The sequence below is a fragment of the Luteolibacter yonseiensis genome (genome assembly GCF_016595465.1).
GTDB classification, from domain to species: Bacteria; Verrucomicrobiota; Verrucomicrobiia; order Verrucomicrobiales; family Akkermansiaceae; genus Luteolibacter; species Luteolibacter yonseiensis.
Genome location: NZ_JAENIK010000013.1, coordinates 421,296 through 435,757, shown reverse-complemented (window position 1 = coordinate 435,757; position 14,462 = coordinate 421,296). Strand labels below are relative to the sequence as shown.

Genomic DNA, 14,462 nt, shown 5'->3' with positions numbered 1-14,462 from the left:
AATGGCCTGATCGCCTTCCAAATATGGCGGTAATGTTGTTAAAGTGGCTGATTCATGGCTTCGTGTCGGTATGACAGGATGTTCCGGCTGAAGTGTGTGGTCGGCGATGGTCCGATGAAAAAATCGCCTGTTGGAGGAGCGGTGGCAGACTTCGTCCTTGTTTTTGCCGAAGATGTGATCTTGCCGGGAATCTGGTTTTCGAAGTGATGTGTTCATCATGAATACATATGATTTCTTGTTAGATTGGAAGATATGGGTGTGGTGTCATGCACTTTATGTGCGCCGCGGTATTCTGATGGGATGGTGGGATCCGGTGATATGATCATGCGGTGATCTCCAAATGAAATGAATTGTCATATGACTATTTTCTGTTGCCTGATACGGTCGTCGGGTTGGCACGGGATTGAACGCCGCGCTCCTCATCGGGTGCGCGGCCTTGGAAAGGCGTCTGAAATTTTTTTCAAAATGTCCCCAAAACCTTGCGTCGTATTGCCGGAAGGTGCTCCATGGGCAGCGCCATCAGGGTGAATCAAAGGGGGCATGCCAACAGGTAGCGAGTTGGACGCGATGAATTCGATCAGAATGGCACACTCAAGACGGTGTCGTTATCGGAAGGAAGAACAGTTCTCACAATGAAGCTCTGAGGGTCTGATTCAAACGCCGTTCTCCGAATCGAGGCGGATCGCGTACCACCGTTTTTGAATCATCAGGCGGTGGGTTTGATGAAGGAAGTACGAGGACTGGGACTCGAACCCAGGACCAATTGATTAAAAGCCAACTGCTCTACCAACTGAGCTATCCTCGCCTTCATTCCCCTGTGCGGGGGCGCGCTTTGTATGGACGGAGCCCCCCGTTGGCAAGCTGTTTTTTACGAGAATCTTGAATTTCTCCGTTACCCGGACGAAATGGTGGACGCGCCGAAATCGAGGGAGTGGACCGCATGAAAACGGCGGGAGGGACATGGCGCGGATCCCTTGACGCCAGGGAGGCTGCTTTGGTAGCTATTCAGGATGATCCTTCGTCTCCTGGTTTCCCTATCGCTGTGTTTCGGAAGTCTGGGGACTTCCGCGGCACGCGAGTGGGCGTCCAATGATGGCAGGAAACTGGAAGCGGAATTTGTTTCGTCGGATGGCCGCGTGGTGACCCTGAAGCGTAAGGATGGTTCCACCTTCACGGTTCCCTTGGATCGCCTGTCGGTGCTGGATCAGAGCTGGGTGTCGCTCCAGCCGTCTTCCGGTGCGGTGGCTCCGGCGGCTCCTTCTTCGCCAGCGGCGAAGCCTGTCGAGGGGCCTTTCGGGAAACTTCTGACCGGAAGCTGGGCGCTGGATGAAAGGGACGGCTTGAAATACGCCCTGTATGGGGCGAAGGATCTTGATGCGGCGAAAAAATACCCGCTTGTGCTGGCCCTGCACGGCAAGAGCAAGAATGAGGAGAACGGCAGGCAGGTGGCCGGGTGGATGAACAGTTTCACGAAGACGGGGAATTATTCGTCAAATCCCTGCATCCTCGTCGCACCGTTGTCCGCGCAACCGGAGGCGGGCGAGGGAAGGGGCTGGAATGACGGGCAGGTGGAGCAGGTGATCAAGCTCGTGAAAGCGCTGGTGAAGGATCTGCCGATCGATCCCAAGCGGATTTATATCATCGGGCATTCGATGGGTGGCTACGGCACCTGTCACGTCATGGGCAGCGAGCCCCGCCTGTTCGCCGCCGCCATCCCGGTGGCCGGAGTTTCAACGGGCGACGCCGGGGAGCTTTCCCGCAAGCCGATGTGGATGTTTCATGCGGTGGATGACGATCTGGTGCCGGTGGCGGGGGCGCGGGAATTCGCGGAACTTTTGAAGTCGAACAAGCAGTTCAAATACACGGAATCCGCCACGGGTGGACATGGCGTGGTGGGGAGGGTTTTCGATGATCCGGAAACCCACAAATGGCTCTTCGAGCAGCATTTGAAATGAAGTATCCTTCATTCCTTGAGGGAAATATCAGACCGTTTGCCAAAAGTAATTACCGATACGACGAAGGGCGGGTGCGTTCTTGAAAATGTCCGGAGTTCGGGCTTCAGCGTGCTTTTCCTGGCGTCCGGGCGAGGTGAAAGAGCAAGCTGGCGCTGTCAGCTGAAGCTTGAACTCCGGGCGGCGTTTGGAAGGAGGGTCAACGCACACGTTCCGGAGATTATTTTATCAAACGGTCTGATGGGCTTGCTGTGCGACGCTATCCACGACTCCACCATGGCGTGCGCGGAAAAGCCCGGAACAAGCGGCTGACTGCGATTGTTCCGGGCTTTCAGGGCATGTCACTACGCAATCACATCCGCTGGCGGCGCGCGAGGAATCCCAACGTTCCTCCGAGGCACAGAATCACTGCGGAAGGTTCCGGGATCGATGTGGGGAGAATGTTCGTAGAACGAACGCCTTCGCCCTGGTCGAGCCGCATGCCGTAGATCTGTGCGTGCTGGACCGGATTGATGCTTACCCAGAGAGAAGTGATTTCCTCGTCCTCCTCGCTGAGATCCCACTGAAAGCCGAAGGTTCTCACGCCGATGTCGAAACCTTCGAATCCCGGCGATTGGACAAACCCGAAATAAGACTCGAATGAAGCCGCCACATTGCTGACGGTGCCGGAGGAGGTGGTGTAACTCAACGTGGGCATCTTGTCCTGGTGGAACGTCCAGGCGATCGCATCTCCGATCTGGATCTGGAAGGCCACGGTCGCCAGATCCAACGTCGGAGTCGCATCAAATACCCTGACGACTCCGCCGCTGATGTCACCCAGGGATTGGCCGCCGAAATAGATGGAGGCGTTGGAGGGATACGCCCCTCCGCCCGGGCCGTTGGAGACTTTTTCCAGCACGGCTGAAGAGTTTCCGCTGTTGGGATTCATCGGAGCCGGCCACGGAGCGTAACCGGGAAAAGAGCCGTAGCCGGAATGATCGTTGCTGCCCACTCCGTCCCACAGTGCGGTCGTGCCGGTGGAGCCCAGGTTCAAGGAGACAAAAGGATTTCCGGTGATGGCTCGATCCTCGGAGTCATATCCCACAACCGTGGTCGCCGAGCGGGCCACGTCGATCGGAAGGAGTCCGGCGATCATGCCGGCGAAAATGATGGTTTTCATAAACTCGTGTTGGGAGACGATATCAGGCCTTGTGGCTGCGACGGCGGATTCCGAGGCCGGCCAGTCCCGCCAGTGCGACGAGGAGGGTCGAGGCGGGTTCGGGCACCTGTGTCAGGGTGAGTGTGGGGTTGGTCCTTTGGGCGTTGTTTCCTCCCTCGATTCCGATCCTGAAGACATTCGGTGAGACAAGAAGCAGGCCCATGCCCTTGTTCTCCACCCGCCCGCTGATCCAATCGTTCACCATGCTGGTGATGTCCGCCGTTCCGAAATTGCCGACGTCATTTCCCGAGAACGTGAACGTGGCGGCCGACTGCACCGGAACCGTTGTTGTGCCGAACTGGCTTTCATACCATGCGGTCGCCTTGTCGGGAACTCCGTAGATTTCCCAGTAGTTCGGGGCCGCGCCGCCGATGGAGTGGGCCGCACCACCCGGGAGGGTGTCATAATCACCGAAGTCTCCATCATCCGTTCCGTCCGTGTCGTGGAAGGAGGAGGTCAGGTTGTAGATCTCGAAGCTCGCGGCGGTGGCGGTGTTGCCGCCGGACCCGGCCGCACCCATGATCTCCATCGTCAGGATGGCTTGGTCCACCTCTTCGGTCTGGCCGCTCACATCGAAGTAAAGGTAGCCGAAGCTCCAGCCATAGCCTTGGTAGCTTTTACGGACAATCATATCCCCGCCGAAACCACCCACCACGCGGCTGCCTCCGAGTCCGGGAATGCTCGTGACGAGGTAGTCTCCCGTCCCCACGTTTTCATCCTTGGCGGTGATGACCACGGCGGCATGGGAAACGCATGGCTGTATCATCATGGATGTGGCCGCCGCGAAACATGTGGTGAGGAATCGGCGCCGGAAGGGCGTGCCATGGAGAGGAGTGTTTGGTTTCATCGGATATTGATATGGAAATGGTTGAATTTGATATGAATGAGGGAATGCACTTATGTCATGGTGATCCTATGTATTCCGGATGAGCGGTCGCTAGCGGCGTGTTGCGTAATCCTGCCGCAAGTTTGCCATCATTCATATGTTATCATGAAATGAACTGCCACATCCGCCTGGATGCGAAGCACGGCGGGAACGCAGGAAGCTGTTTCCTGCGGAAACCATCCGATAGGGCTGCCACCCGGGGTTATGGCAGCCCCCGACAATGGGGGGATTCCGGTTGACGATCAGTCCTTCTGGTCAACCTGGAAGCCGTAGAGCTGGGAGTGCATGACCTGGCTCCACTCGATCTTGAAGCTGGTGATGGCTCCGTTGGCTCCGCTCAGGTTCCAGACGAACTTGTGCTCGTTCACGATCACGGTCTCATCGACATCATATTCACCATTGCTGTAGGTCCCGTTCTCGAACGAGTCCACCTGTGCTCCGCTGGCCAGCGTGGCGGTATGGGGGCCGGTGGTTGCGGTGTAGTAGGTGAGGACCGGCGCTGTGGACGGTGTGAAGTCCTTGCTGTTCGCTTCTCCCAGTTGCGCCTGGAAGACGACCTGGGCGAGATTCGCAACCGGATCCACCTCATCGACCTTCAGTACGCCGCCGGTATCATCCGAGAGGAGCAGTCCACCGAAGTAGATCGTGTCGTCCGATGGATACGGACCGCCGCCCAGCAGGCCTCCGCCGGAACCGGTGACCCTCGCGAGCTCGATGTCCGTGGTGGTGCCGGAAGCGCTGTTCGGAGCGAGGGTCACGCCCCAGCTCGAGCTGCCCGGCCAGCCCGGGAGGCCGCTGTGGACGGTCTCGGAAACATCGCTCCAGACGCTTGTGGCGTCGGCTCCGGTAATGGTTTCGAATGGGTTTCCATAGACACCTTCGCTGACATAGGTTCCTGCGGCTGCGGTAGCGATGGCGGCTGCGGAAACAAGCCCGAGGGCCAATACATGTTTATTATGTTTCATTGTTGTTTTTATTGGGTTGGATTCCGGATGAGACATTCATCGGGAATGATGGATGATGTATCATCCGGGCTTGTTTCCGCTAACGATGGATTGTTGCAAATTGTCGTTCAATTGCATTTTTGTTAGATTTGATTTTGATATGATGGTGGAAAGGCGGTGGATCCATGCGGGCCGGCAGATGGAGCGGAAGGGGCTGCGCCGCTTTGGAGTAAGCGGGACACCGGAGCGAGCCGCCAGCGACAAATCAAACATCAACGATGAACCATCCCAAGAGGTGTGTCGCTGGCGCGTGATGTTGGAGCGTGATGCAGGCGCTTGCCTCCGTGCTTCAAAGGCTCCGCTCCGGAAATAGAGTCATGGCATTTGGATAAGACGGAATCTCCGGCTTGTCAGGACGGGAACTTTCGAATCCAAACGCATCACGTACGATCCGGTATCTCCACGCGTTCGGGCTATCTTTCCGTCAATGCCGAATGATCGGCGGAGGGGAGCGAAGCCCTCCATGCGTCGGCGGCCAGGGGATCCTTCATCCTCCAGCGGTTGTAGAGTTTCCGATAGGCCTTCTGCCGCGCCGCGTCGTCCCGCACCTGGGACTGCCACTGGGCGGCACGGGCGGGGTTCTGATGTTGGAGCACCTCGCCCGCCCTCTGGAAAACCAGGTCGGTCTGGAATTCGGGGCCTTGGGCACGGAGCCAGTCGCTGGCTGCGGCCTCATCCTTGCCGACCCAGTTGCGGAAGCTGTCCGCGATCTGATCGCCCGCACGTTCCTGCCCGGCGAGGCGTTTCTGCTGCCACAGGATGGCCGCCTGCGGATCGCTGCCGGACCATTGGTTGAGCGAGTCTTTTTCCAATTCGGCACGACGCGCGTCGTCAAGTCCGAGGCCGGCGATCACGTTCATCGCCTCGACGGGATCCTTGATGGCCAGATGATCGATCATCTCTCTTTCCACTATCTTTACCAGCGCCTCATCGTTTCTGCCTTTGAGGAAACCGAGAAGCGCCTCGCGTTGCGACGGATCCGCGGCACCCTGTTCCGCCAATTGTTTGAAGGCCGCGTTTTTGCCGGATGGATCGAGAGCGGAGGCCTCCCTGAGGGCACCGGAATAGTCCTCTCTTGACTTGATGGAAAAATAAAATGCCGTCAGTTCCCCCCGGTCGATCCCCTGATCGAGCTTCTCCTGATTCTGCCGCAACCATGCGTAAGCCTCGTCGGGATTTCCGCGCATCCAGCCAACCATCGCGCCGCTGAAGCCGGCGTTCCGCTCATGCGGGTCATCAAGAGTGAGGAAATATTCAAGCGCCCCTACCCCTTCTTTTTCGCCGAATTGGTTTGCGAGAATCGCCTTCGCCATCAGGGTTTCTTTTCCCCCTTTGGTGGCGTCCAAATCGGCAAGGAGGTCCCGGATCTGACCGGCGTCCATATCTCCGGCCATGCGCCATATCCGGAACATGGAATCGAAATCCAGCGAGGACAGGGACGATGTGCCAAGCCTGCCCATCGCGTTGAAGAGATCCTGCGGGGTTTGTGGAATGCGTTGGACAGGCCGGATGCGGCGATCCGTCCTGTCACCGGCGGGGTGTTCCAATCCGGTTTTTTCCCGTTGAATACGGCCGGGGGAACCGCCGCCAGCCGCAATCTCCCGTTGCGGAGCTTCTCCGTTCTTTCCCAGACCATAGCCGAGGATTCCGGAGGTGATCGCAGTGATCGCCGCGATCATTGATAAGCCACGACCTGAAAATCTGAGTTCTTTGGAATGCATGGAACCAACTGTTCCGAATATCTTCTGTGAACAGATGAGAATCCGCTGCCGCTTGCTTGCGTTTGATTAGCGGTCTCTCGACCGACCCCGGGGGGGAATGCGGAACGACACCGGCTTGCCGGCAAAATGGCTTTCCCAACGCCATCACCAATGAGAGGGTTCAGATGGTCAAACCCATCACCCGATGTCTTCCTCGATCATTTTCTCACTGTTCCAGCTCTCCTTTGTGTTGAGCACGGCGATTCAACTCATCGCCTCCGTTTTCTTAGCCAAGGAAAAGGCAGGAGGCACGGCGGTCATGATCGGAGGAGGGGTGGTTTCGATGCTGGGGCAGGTGGGATATTGGGTGGTTCCCCTCTATCTCAGGTATGTGGGCGTCGGATCCCAACTCCGGTTTTTCTATCTCGCGTCAGCCGTGATCGCGCTTGGTTCCTTGATTTTCGCCATCGGACTGCTGCTGTATGGCCTTCACCGCCGTGGCCAGGCAAGTCGTGTCGAGGAGCTTGAGGCGATTCTTGAGTCGATCCACAAAAGCTGAATTCACGGATTTATTTCCCGCTCCATCCCCCTCCCAGAGCCTTGGCGAGAGCGGCCAAGGTGATGCGTTGCTGGGCTTCGATCTGGCTGAGGGCAAGGCGGGTCTGCAACACGGTGCGGTCCGCATCCACAATGTCGAGGTAGCTGGTCAGTCCCTTGTCAAAACGTTCCTGCGAAAGGGTGCGGGTGTCGCGGGAGCTGGCCAGCGCCGCTTCAAGAGAGGAACGGGACTTCGCCAGGCCCCTGAGATCGATGAGCGCGTCCTCCACCTCGCGCAACGCGATGAGAAGTGTCTGGCGGTAGGTGGCGAGGGCTTCGTCGTAGCGGCTGCGGGCTGCCTGATAGTTGGACTTGTTCGTCCCTCCGTCGATAAGCGGCGCGGCGACTCCGGCACCGAGCGAGAGGATGCGGTTTTCCCAGTTGAGGAAGTCCTTCGCATCCACCGCCTGGAAGCCACCGCTGGCGGTGAGGCTGAAGTTCGGATAGAACGCGGCTTCCGCCACGCCGATGCGGGCGTTCGCGGCACGGAGTTCCTGCTCGGCGGCACGCACGTCCGGGCGGCGGTTCAAAACGGAGGCGGGCAATCCTGCCCGGATGTCCGGCAGCGAGCCGCTTGGCGGGCGGGAGGAAACGGAAAAGTCCGAGGGACGGGCGCCGCAGAGTACCGCGAGGGCGTGTTCGGCAGCGCCGCGCTGGCGTTGCACGGAGCCGAGATCGCTGTTAGCGAGTTCGACTTCGGTCTTCGCACGGCTGGAAGAGAGCCCGTCGATGAGTCCGGCGTCGGCTTTCGATTTTTGGATATCCAACGCGTCCTGGCGGCTTTTCACCGTGTCATTCAGCACGCTCTCCTGTGCGTCCAAGCCGCGCAGCAGGAAATACTGGCGGGCGACTTCGGCGGCGACTCCGAGGCGTTGCGAGTCCAGCAACGCCTCACTTGCGGCGGCGGCTGCGGATGAGGCTTCGATCTGCCGCTTGTTCCGGCCCCACAGGTCCGGGTCATAGGCGAGGTCGAAGGTGCTCCGGTAGTTCTGCGATTCCAGATCGACATTCGCGCCCGGTGGCAGGTTCCCTTGCAAGGATGCTGCCGAGGCGCGGCTGATTCCGGCGGAACCTGCGAGATCCAGTGTCGGGAAAAGTCTCGCGCGGTCCAGGCCTACGAGAGCACGTGAGGTATTGACGCGTGCCCGGGCGGCGGCCAGGTCGTTGTTCGCCTCAAGCGCCCGGCTGACGAGGCGGTTCAGCTCGCGGTCGTTGAAGAGCCGCCACCAGTCGTCGGGCAGCCGGGTGGCTGGCGTGGCGCCGCCCTCCTTCCACTTCGTCCCGCCGGACAAATCGGGGAGTTGGAAATCCGGACCGACCTGGCAGGAGGCGAGGGCGAAGGTCGCGGGGAGGAGGAGATGGCAAAATTTCATGTCTCAGTCGAATTCGGTGGGAAGGGATGGGGATGCGCTGTGTTTCCAGGCAAGGTCGATGTAGTGCCTTGCCGCACGGTGCGGACAGAGCGGCGGAAGGTTGTCGATGCTGAAAAAATCCGCGCCGGTGGTCTCATGGCTGGTCGCTAGTTTTCCACCCGTGATCTGGCACAGGAAAACCAGTTTGTAAACATGCTCCGGTTGACGCGGGTGGCCTTGCTTGTCCTTGTCCCAGCAGGCGATGAGTTTCACCACCTCCACTTCGATCCCGGATTCCTCGCGGACTTCCTTCACCGCGTTTTCTCCGGGGCTGACATTGAGGTCCGCCCAACCGCCCGGCAGGGTCCACTCGCCGGTGGACGCTTCCTGGACGAGGAGAATCCTGTCCTGTTCATCAAAAACCGCGGCGCGGACATCCACCTTCGGAGTGGCGTAGCCGAATTCCTGCGGCCACTTGAAATCCGGAACCGCCGCCTGCATCGGCAGCGATGCGAGCTCGTGGATGCGTGCGTAGCGTTCGCGATCGTAAGCGTTTTCGCCGTACCGCAGCCCCGCCTCGGCGATGGACTTGAGTTCCCGGCTCAGGGCGATCCAGTCGGGAGAAGCGGGAGTGGATGGTATCATTTTCTTTCGGGTGCTTCGATGAAGACGTCGACTTGCTGGCCGACGTATAGCGGCAGATCCGCAGGGCGGGCGAGGGAGTAAATCACCTGCAGCACCCGCGTGTCCACCCGTTCGGTGCTGGAACCCGTCAGGGAGACTTTCGGAATGACGTATGGCTCGATGCGGATGAATTCCAGCGGGAAGGTGATGGTGGGATCGCCCTTGAGATAGCCGTAGGCCTTCTGTCCCGCACGGATGCGGGTGGCGTTCTGTTCGTCGATGTCGGCACGGAGCTGGAGCTTGTCCGTTTCGCCGAGGATCATGGCGGGGGATCTCGGCGATGTGGCGGCGTATTCCCCGGCCCGCACGTTGAGCTGGATGATGCTGCCGTCGCGCGGAGCACGGACGGTTAGACGGTCGATCAGCAACGCGATGCGGTCGAGCGATGTCTCGGCGGAAACGAGTTGCGCCTTGGCGGCGGTGAGCTGGGCCCGGGCTACCACGACGTCCTGTTTCCGGTTGTCCAGGTCCTCGCGGCTCACGGCCCGGGTGTCGGTGATGGTGGTCAGCCGGTTGAGCTGGGATTCGATTTTCGCGAGCTGCGCCTCGCTGACGCTGATCTGCGCGCGGGCGATCTCCTGCTGGGCCTGCGTGGAAAGCCGTTCCGCCACCAGGTCCCGGTCGTCCAGCTTGAGCAGCGGCTGGTCTTTTTTCACCGCGTCGTTCACCTTGACGAAAACTTCGGTGACCAGGCCGGGAAGGGGAACACCGATGGCCACATTCTCACTGAGAGCTTCAAGGATGCCGGTGGCGGCCACCGCATGCTCGAAGGGTTTCCTGGGTGGCGGGACCGGCGGATCTCCCGGGGCGGGCATTTCCAGCTCCGCCTGGGTTTGCGAGACCATGACAATCATGACCACGCCGAAAATGGCGGCGGCGATGGTGCCGTATCGGATGATTTTTGAGAGGAGGTTCATGAAGAAAGTTTGCGGGTTCGGTTTCCGGTTTTCAGGGAAAAGCGTGCGGAGCGTGTTCTTGTCGTCTCTGTCTCCTAGACGTGCACCGGGTGCTCGAAATGGGGTTGTCCGCCGGTATCCTGTTCTTTCACTTCGACGATCTCCCCATCATCCATGCGCGCGATGCGGTCGGCATAGGAGAAGATGCGGTTGTCATGGGTGACGATGATGACGGAGCGGTCCGCCGAGCGGGCTACCTGACGGAACAGGTCCATGACGATCTCGCCATTCTGCGCGTCCAATGCGGCGGTGGGTTCGTCACAGATGACGAGCGGCGGCTCGTGCACGAGGGCGCGGGCGATGGCGACGCGTTGTTGCTGGCCTCCCGAGAGTTTGTTCGGACGTTCCTTCCATCGATCGCCGAGGCCGACCTTTTCGAGGATGTCACGTGACCGCTTCAAGGCTTTCCCGTTGGAAAGTCCCTGGATGAGGAGCGGCACGCCGACGTTTTCCGCGACGGTGAGAGTGGGGATGAGATTGAACTGTTGGAAAATGAAGCCGATCTTTTGCGCGCGGAAACGGGTGAGCGCCGGGCCGGACATTTTTTCCAGCGAGTGGCCGAAAACCCGGATTTCTCCCGAATCCACCCGCATGGTCCCGGCGATGGCGCTGAGAAGGGTGGTCTTGCCGCAGCCGGACGGACCGACAAGCATGGTGATCTCGCCGGTCTGTGCCTGGAAATCGACCCGTTTGAGCACATGGATGCGGTTCGACCCGTCGCCGAAACTCTTTTCGACGTGGCGGACATCAATGACGATGTTGTCGGATGGTGGTGGGGAATCAGGCACGGAAGACCATTGCGGGTTCGTAGAGGCTGAGACGGATGATGCCCATGAGCGCGGCGATCATGCAGATGAGCTGGATGACGCAGAACGCCGCGACGGGAATCTGCCAGGGCATGTAGAAGGGTGGCTGGCCGTTTTTCAACGCGCCCATGGCGAAACCCGAGGTCGCCAACAGGCCGATACCGAAGCCGATGATACCGACCGTGAGCGCCTGGAGCAGCAGCATCATGCTGAGGCGGAAGTTCGACATCCCCATGGCCTTGAGGGCTCCGAGGTGTTTGAGGTTATCCAGGACAAACGAATAGAATGTCTGGCAGGCGATGGCCACCCCGACGATGAAGCCGATGACCACGGTGGTGCCGAAGGAAATGGGGATTCCCGTGTTTTTGACATACCACCAGACGGTGGCGGTATTGAAATCGTTGTCATTGTCGCCGAAGTCACGGTTCACGTAGGCCCGGAGGCTGGTCGCCTTGTGGATTTCCCGGGCCGCCTGGTCGGGATCCATTCCGTCGACGGGGGCGGCGATGACGGCGGTGAGCATTTTCCGCTGTGGCGGGGTATATTGAAGGGCCCGCTCATAGGTGGTCCAGATGTAAGGCCCGCCGGTGAAGGAGCGCATGGCTTCGCAGATCCCCACGACGCGGGCTTCGACGTCATTGATCTCAAAGCGGTCGCCGATCTTGATGCGTTTGGCCGGGTCCTTGGGATCGGAAGAAAGGCGCTCGGTGGCGAGTTCGTCGATGACGACGGTGTTGGGCAGGCGGAGGTCCGACAGATTTCCTTTGATCATCCGGGCGGGCGCACCCGCGAGAGACGCCGCGTCGATGCCGATGAGCTGCACTGTCTTGAAACTACCGTCCGTGAGACGGACGCGCTGGATGCCGGAGTAGAGCGGCATGGCCCATTTCACGGCAGACACGGAACGTACGCGCGAGACATCGGTGTCGCGCAGTGCGTTGGTTTCATTCACCTGTTCCACCCGTTCCTCCACGACGAAGATGGGAGCGCCGACGTTTTTCAGGGTCGCAGTCGTCCAGCGCATCAGGCCGCAGAAAACGGAGGCCTGCTGGACGATGAGAAAGGTGGCGAAGAACAGGCCTGCCACGAGCATGAGATATTTGGCGGTATCGCCGAAGAGCATTTTGAGAGCGAGGCCGATCATGCAGGTGGGAGGATGGTAACTGGTGGCGGCGCGGGTGCAACACGCGACACGAAAGTGCGTGAAATCATGTTGCAGTCGTTTGAAACGTGGAATTTGGGTTTCTCATCCGCCTGCCGATCATTCATGATGCTCTTCGAATCAAGCGGATTCCATTCCAACAACCATCATGCCAGCTCCACACAAAGGGTTTAAGATCATCAACCATCGCGACGTGCAATATCGTTGGATCATGCAGAACCGCCGTGGGACGAATGAGATCGTCATCGAGGCGAGCGCGCCGGTGAACGGCCAGTCGTTGATCGGAGAGCTGCCGCGCATCGTGAGCTACGACATGGTGACGGCGGCGATCGACTTCGGAAACGCGAACGGTTGGAAGCCGAACGAGTCCGGAGCGCCTTTTCGTTGCAAGTGGTTGCGTAAGGGATTCGTGGTTGCCGAAGTCTGATCATCGGTTTTTTGAAAAATGTCCAAGCGTGTGAAATCCTGCGGTAGATGGCTTTTGCCGGTGGCGGGCACCTTCTCCTGCCTCGGGCTGGGGATCGCTTCAGGGCTTTCCACCGTGGGTGGTGAGGGTGGCTGGTACCAGGCGCTTGCGAAGCCCCCGGGGACTCCTCCCGCCTGGGTCTTCGGTCCGGTATGGACGGTGCTCTACCTGATGATGGGAGTGGCCGCGGGCCGTCTGATCCATCGCCGGGCGTGGCAGTCGGTGGCGGTTTTCTGCATCCAATTCGTGCTGAATCTCGCGTGGACTCCCGTCTTTTTCGGCATGCAGGACAGCGTCATCGCGCTGGCGATCATCGCCGCGATGTGGTTGGGGCTGTTCTCGACGGTCCTGTCAGCATGGAAAATCGACAAGGTGTCCGCCTGGCTGCTGATCCCGTATCTGGCCTGGGTAAGCTATGCTGGCTACCTGAATACCGGATTTTTGTGGCTGAACGGTCGATAGGCGTGCTTGCGGACGGGTGCGCCGGTGGCTTAACTCCACCCCATGGTTGGCCTGAAAACGATCGCCCTTCTCACTATTTCCAACGTCTTCATGACGTTCGCGTGGTATGCCCACCTGCGTGATCTGAAGGACAAGCCGTGGATCATCGCGGCGTTCATCTCATGGGGAATCGCGTTTTTCGAGTATATGATCCAGGTTCCGGCGAACCGGATGGGCAACCAGGTATTCAATCTGGGGCAGTTGAAGATCCTGCAGGAGATCATCACCCTGGCGGTGTTCGTGCCGTTCGCGGTGTTTTTCATGAAGGAGAAAATCACCTGGAACTATCTGGGGGCGGGCATCTGTCTGGCAGGCGCGGCGTTTTTCATTTTCAGGAAATAGATTCATGGTGATCGCCTTTCACAAACCCTACGGCGTGCTGTGCCAGTTCACGCCGGACCAGCCGGGGCAGAAAACCCTCGCGGACTTCGGTTTTCCGCCCGGAGTCTATCCGGTCGGGCGGCTGGACATGGATTCGGAGGGACTTCTCTTGTTGAGCGACGAGGCGGGGTTCAACAACAGGTTGCTGGATCCGAAAACCGCCCACCCGAGAACCTACCTTGCCCAAGTGGAGGGCATTCCCACACCGGATGCGGTCGCACGCCTCGCCCGAGGCGGCATCGCCATCCAAGATTACAGGACAAGACCCTGCAAGGCACGCCTGCTGGATCCCGGCCCGGACGTCCCTCCACGGGATCCGCCAGTCAGATTCCGCCAATCCATTCCCACCTCCTGGCTTGAGCTGCAATTGATTGAAGGGAAGAACCGCCAGGTCCGCCGCATGACGGCAGCGGTGGGTTTCCCCACATTGAGGCTCATCCGTGTGAGAATCGGCCAGTTGGACGGCGGGCACCTGCCGGCCGGAGCATGGGAAAAACTCGGCCCTGCGGAAATAGCCGGTATTTGGAGAAAGTGAGGCCCGTCTCCACGCTGCCCCGCTCACGGGCAGCAAGCGGGGCAGCTGGACACACACTATGTTAAGGGGGACTCTCGGACCGGGTCTCAGAAACCACGGGACGGGAGTTGTAAGGGTGGCGACGCTATTCAACACAAGGATCCGCCATCTAACAACCTACGCGATCGCGTATGATTCTTCTTACTCGGACGTAACCCGGATTTTGGAATGGAACGCGAATGCTGCGGATGCCATCGCCCTCTGGAGGAGGGTGGGAACGGGATTTCATGCTGAAAGTCCCAA

15 protein-coding genes and 1 tRNA gene are annotated in these 14,462 nt (G+C 59.4%); 6 read left to right on the top strand and 10 right to left on the bottom strand.

All coding sequences use genetic code 11. The features are described 5' to 3' along the window. Positions 1-732: 732 nt before the first annotated feature. Positions 733-805 (bottom strand) — tRNA-Lys (locus tag JIN84_RS22240). Positions 806-1,010: 205 nt separating this feature from the next. Here JIN84_RS22240 and JIN84_RS22235 point away from each other — a divergent pair. After that, on the top strand, positions 1,011-1,955 hold the full coding sequence (locus JIN84_RS22235) for a carboxylesterase family protein (protein WP_200353302.1): 945 nt from the start codon (positions 1,011-1,013) through the stop codon (positions 1,953-1,955). 349 nt (positions 1,956-2,304) lie between these two features. Here JIN84_RS22235 and JIN84_RS22230 read toward each other — a convergent pair whose 3' ends face one another. The 4 genes from JIN84_RS22230 to JIN84_RS22215 all read right to left on the bottom strand — a co-directional run bounded on the left by JIN84_RS22230 (position 2,305) and on the right by JIN84_RS22215 (position 6,761). Next, on the bottom strand, positions 2,305-3,111 hold the full coding sequence (locus JIN84_RS22230; protein ID WP_200353301.1) for a hypothetical protein: 807 nt from the start codon (positions 3,109-3,111) through the stop codon (positions 2,305-2,307). A 22-nt stretch (positions 3,112-3,133) separates the two neighbouring features. Continuing rightward, entirely contained in the window at positions 3,134-3,919 is a 786-nt protein-coding gene (locus tag JIN84_RS22225; protein WP_200353300.1) for a PEP-CTERM sorting domain-containing protein, read from the bottom strand. 359 nt (positions 3,920-4,278) lie between these two features. After that, on the bottom strand, positions 4,279-5,001 hold the full coding sequence (locus JIN84_RS22220) for a hypothetical protein (RefSeq protein ID WP_200353299.1): 723 nt from the start codon (positions 4,999-5,001) through the stop codon (positions 4,279-4,281). A gap of 452 nt (positions 5,002-5,453) precedes the next feature. Continuing rightward, positions 5,454-6,761: a hypothetical protein gene (locus JIN84_RS22215; RefSeq protein WP_200353298.1), complete on the bottom strand. Its 1,308-nt coding sequence runs from the start codon at positions 6,759-6,761 to the stop codon at positions 5,454-5,456. A gap of 184 nt (positions 6,762-6,945) precedes the next feature. Here JIN84_RS22215 and JIN84_RS22210 point away from each other — a divergent pair, with 184 nt between their 5' ends. Beyond that, complete coding sequence (locus JIN84_RS22210) at positions 6,946-7,299, top strand: hypothetical protein (RefSeq protein WP_200353297.1); 354 nt, start codon at positions 6,946-6,948, stop codon at positions 7,297-7,299. Positions 7,300-7,309: 10 nt separating this feature from the next. On the opposite strand, the gene JIN84_RS22205 is transcribed toward JIN84_RS22210, so the two are convergent. The 5 genes from JIN84_RS22205 to JIN84_RS22185 form a co-directional block, all read right to left on the bottom strand. After that, positions 7,310-8,710, bottom strand: coding sequence for an efflux transporter outer membrane subunit (locus tag JIN84_RS22205; protein ID WP_200353296.1), 1,401 nt, complete (start codon positions 8,708-8,710; stop codon positions 7,310-7,312). 3 nt (positions 8,711-8,713) lie between these two features. Further along, a complete protein-coding gene (locus JIN84_RS22200; protein ID WP_200353295.1) occupies positions 8,714-9,334 on the bottom strand; it encodes an NUDIX hydrolase in 621 nt (206 codons plus the stop codon). Continuing rightward, on the bottom strand, positions 9,331-10,290 hold the full coding sequence (locus JIN84_RS22195) for an efflux RND transporter periplasmic adaptor subunit (RefSeq protein WP_200353294.1): 960 nt from the start codon (positions 10,288-10,290) through the stop codon (positions 9,331-9,333). The genes JIN84_RS22200 and JIN84_RS22195 overlap by 4 nt, the downstream gene beginning before the upstream one ends. Positions 10,291-10,364: 74 nt before the next feature. Beyond that, entirely contained in the window at positions 10,365-11,117 is a 753-nt protein-coding gene (locus JIN84_RS22190) for an ABC transporter ATP-binding protein (protein WP_200353293.1), read from the bottom strand. Further along, the gene (locus JIN84_RS22185; protein ID WP_200353292.1) at positions 11,110-12,279 is read right to left on the bottom strand and encodes an ABC transporter permease; all 1,170 of its coding nucleotides are present in this window, start codon (positions 12,277-12,279) and stop codon (positions 11,110-11,112) included. The genes JIN84_RS22190 and JIN84_RS22185 overlap by 8 nt, the downstream gene beginning before the upstream one ends. A 166-nt stretch (positions 12,280-12,445) precedes the next feature. Between JIN84_RS22185 and JIN84_RS22180 the strand changes: the two genes are divergently transcribed. From JIN84_RS22180 to JIN84_RS22165, 4 genes are read left to right on the top strand one after another with little or no spacing between them, the layout of a single operon-like run. Further along, positions 12,446-12,724, top strand: a complete 279-nt coding sequence (locus JIN84_RS22180) for a hypothetical protein (RefSeq protein ID WP_200353291.1) — start codon at positions 12,446-12,448, stop codon at positions 12,722-12,724. A gap of 18 nt (positions 12,725-12,742) precedes the next feature. Next, a complete protein-coding gene (locus JIN84_RS22175) occupies positions 12,743-13,225 on the top strand; it encodes a TspO/MBR family protein (RefSeq protein ID WP_200353290.1) in 483 nt (160 codons plus the stop codon). 42 nt (positions 13,226-13,267) lie between these two features. Beyond that, positions 13,268-13,606, top strand: coding sequence for a DMT family protein (locus JIN84_RS22170; RefSeq protein WP_200353289.1), 339 nt, complete (start codon positions 13,268-13,270; stop codon positions 13,604-13,606). Positions 13,607-13,610: 4 nt separating this feature from the next. Continuing rightward, complete coding sequence (locus JIN84_RS22165; RefSeq protein WP_200353288.1) at positions 13,611-14,180, top strand: pseudouridine synthase; 570 nt, start codon at positions 13,611-13,613, stop codon at positions 14,178-14,180. Positions 14,181-14,462: the final 282 nt, after the last annotated feature.